The organism is Bacteroidetes Order II. bacterium (assembly GCA_016788705.1).
GTDB lineage: Bacteria > Bacteroidota > Rhodothermia > Rhodothermales > UBA2364 > UBA2364.
This window is the reverse complement of the sequence record JAEUSQ010000009.1, coordinates 1-2,653: the sequence shown is the minus strand read 5'-3', so window position 1 is coordinate 2,653 and position 2,653 is coordinate 1. Positions and strand designations below refer to the sequence as shown.

The 2,653-nt window shown below is 50.6% G+C and carries 3 protein-coding genes; 2 read left to right on the top strand and 1 reads right to left on the bottom strand.

What is annotated here, in order from left to right; translation table 11 throughout:
• The first annotated feature begins 347 nt into the window (after positions 1-347).
• Complete coding sequence (locus JNN12_01700; protein MBL7977025.1) at positions 348-824, top strand: peptidylprolyl isomerase; 477 nt, start codon at positions 348-350, stop codon at positions 822-824.
• Between the two features lie 85 nt (positions 825-909).
• A complete protein-coding gene (locus JNN12_01695; GenBank protein ID MBL7977024.1) occupies positions 910-1,674 on the top strand; it encodes a creatininase family protein in 765 nt (254 codons plus the stop codon).
• Between the two features lie 73 nt (positions 1,675-1,747).
• On the opposite strand, the gene JNN12_01690 is transcribed toward JNN12_01695, so the two are convergent.
• Positions 1,748-2,653 (bottom strand): DUF11 domain-containing protein (locus tag JNN12_01690; GenBank protein ID MBL7977023.1); only part of this gene is annotated, 906 nt, incomplete at its 5' end.

Genomic DNA, 2,653 nt, shown 5'->3' with positions numbered 1-2,653 from the left:
CTTCGAGGATGTCGAAGTTCTTCTTGTCGCGCAGCAATCGCTTCGCCGCCCAATCAAAGCGGATATGTTTTTTGGGGTTGCTCATAGGGTTAATCGGCTAAAATGCCATCTATTTACTTAGCAAACTGTGCAATGTTTCCTGAAGACCCTGTGTTGGGCCGTACCTTTTCTAATTGGTTATTTGTCAGGTGGCATAAGGTTCAACATGATTTCATGTATCCGCTTTTGCTTGTTCAGGTGTTGGTACCCGCTTATTTCCTTCCCGCCAAGGCACCCTTCGCATGAATCGCATTTGGAACCTCTTTTAAAAACTGGTAACTTTCTTTTTTCCATTAATCCATATCCAAATGCAGATTGCCGAACGGAAAGTTGTTTCCATTCACTACGTTTTGACCGACGACAGCGGAACGCAAATAGATGCCTCGCCTGCCGGAGAACCTTTGCGCTACTTGCATGGTGGCGGAAATATCATCCCCGGTCTGGAAAAAGCGTTGGTAGGACTTAGCAACGGTGATAAAAAAACCGTGGTCGTCGCTCCCGAAGAGGGTTACGGGGTACACCTCCCAGATTTGGTTATTCCAGTACCACGCGCCCAATTTGGAGACTTCGATCCGCAAGTCGGGATGCAGGTACAGGCAGACACGCCCGAAGGAGCCATGCTCTTTACGGTGGTTGAGGCCAACCAACTCGCTGTAACGTTAGACGCCAATCACCCATTAGCGGGCGTCACCCTGCACTTTGATGTCACCGTTGCCGCTGTGCGGGATGCAAGCGCCCAAGAAATACAACAAGGGTATCCGCAACAAAACCTCATTACCCTCTGATAAGGAAAACCGTTGTTACTTCCGGCCAACGGTTTTCCGATGGCCTTTTTTTATGTACCTCTTTCTTCTATTCTCCCTATACAACATGTCACGCCCTTATATTCTGGCCGAAAATCACTGGAAAACCCTGCAAAAAAATCGTTTCGACCTTGCCCTTTTGCCTTGGGGAGCCACCGAAGCCCATAATTTTCACTTGCCCTATGCCACCGACAACATAGAGGCGGAGGCCATTGCTGCGGAATCGGCACGAATTGCTTGGGAAAACGGTGCAAAAGTGGTCGTACTCCCGACGGTTCCTTTTGGTGTCAATACAGGTCAATCCGAAATCTACTTAGACTTGAACCTAAATCCCAGTACACAATTGGCCATTATTGCGGATATATTAACGGTATTGGAGCGTCAGGGCCTTCATAGGTTGCTCATTTTTAACAGTCATGGCGGAAATGACTTCAAGGCTATCTTGCGTGAACTGGGGTTGCGTTTTCCGAAAATGTTTCTCGCCACCTGTAATTGGTTTTCCAGTTTAGACAAGGCGCAATATTTTGAAGAAGCCGGAGACCATGCGGATGAAATGGAGACCAGCTTGATGCTCCATCTACGACCAGACCTTGTCTTACCTTTATCTGAAGCGGGGGCTGGGACCGAGAAAACACACCAAATTTTGGCCTTTCGAGAGAAATGGGCATGGACCGAGCGCAAATGGCATCTTGTAACCAAAGATACGGGCATTGGAAATCCTGCCAATGCCTCTGCTGCAAAAGGTAAACGCTATTTCCACGATGTAACCCAGAAAATCGCCGATTTCATCACCGAACTTGCTTCGATTCCAAGCGAAAAGCACTATCTATAACGATAACTTAATTAAAAACACCCCGCAACCTACTGGCTACGGGGTGATGCTCGGAGGGAAGCGGCGGAAGTTATTAATTCACGGTCACGGTAATGGTGAGGGTCAAGCTGGCACCCACAGCCACGGTTCCAACCGTCCAGAGGCCAGTACCGTTGTCATAAGAACCTTGACTGGCCACAGAATTGACATACGAAACGGCAGTGGGCAGCACATCGCGCACCACCACCCCAGTAGCACTTGCCGTGCCTTCATTCGTCAGCGTGAGGGTATAGGTGAGGGTTTGGCCTGGAGCAACACTGGCACTACTCGCGGTTTTTAAGAGCTTTAGGTCGGGTTGACCCGGTGCGGCATTGGAACACGTAGGCGGGGCGGTAACGGTGACGGGGCTAAGCGTACAAGTTGCGGTTGTGTTGTCCGTCAAAGTAAGGGTCAGGTTTCCACCCGAAATGGGGAAACTGCTGCTGGCTGCACTGGTTGCCCCATAATTTACGCTGGCAAATACCGTTGAAGTCGGTGCCGGTGCAATCTTGTCCACCTTGTAATTGGCCCCAACACCCGTTCCCGTAGCCGAGATGGTGAAGGTGAAAGTGTCGTCACTGGGGTCGCCAGCAGTACCATTGTTGTTACAAGTGGGCGTTACGGTGGGAGTATTGATGGCGCAAGGGGTGCTGCTATACCCCACATCAAAGCTATGGTTATTGGCGCCGGAAACCGGAATATCGGTGGCAAGAACGGTCACTTCTCCGTTGGCCGGGGCATTGGAGTCAATGAGGCGGTTGCTGCCTGCGGCGGCAGTGGTAAGGTTATAAGTTGTTGCGGCAACAGTGGTGGTGGTCGGGAACCGCACCGTATAGGCCATATTCGGTTCCAATTGCGTGATGCCGTATCGGGTACTGGCTGTACTGGTTCCGGTGGCGCTCGAAAAGTAATAGTTCCCGTTGGCATCGGTGGTGGCGGTAGAAATCACCGTACCACTTTT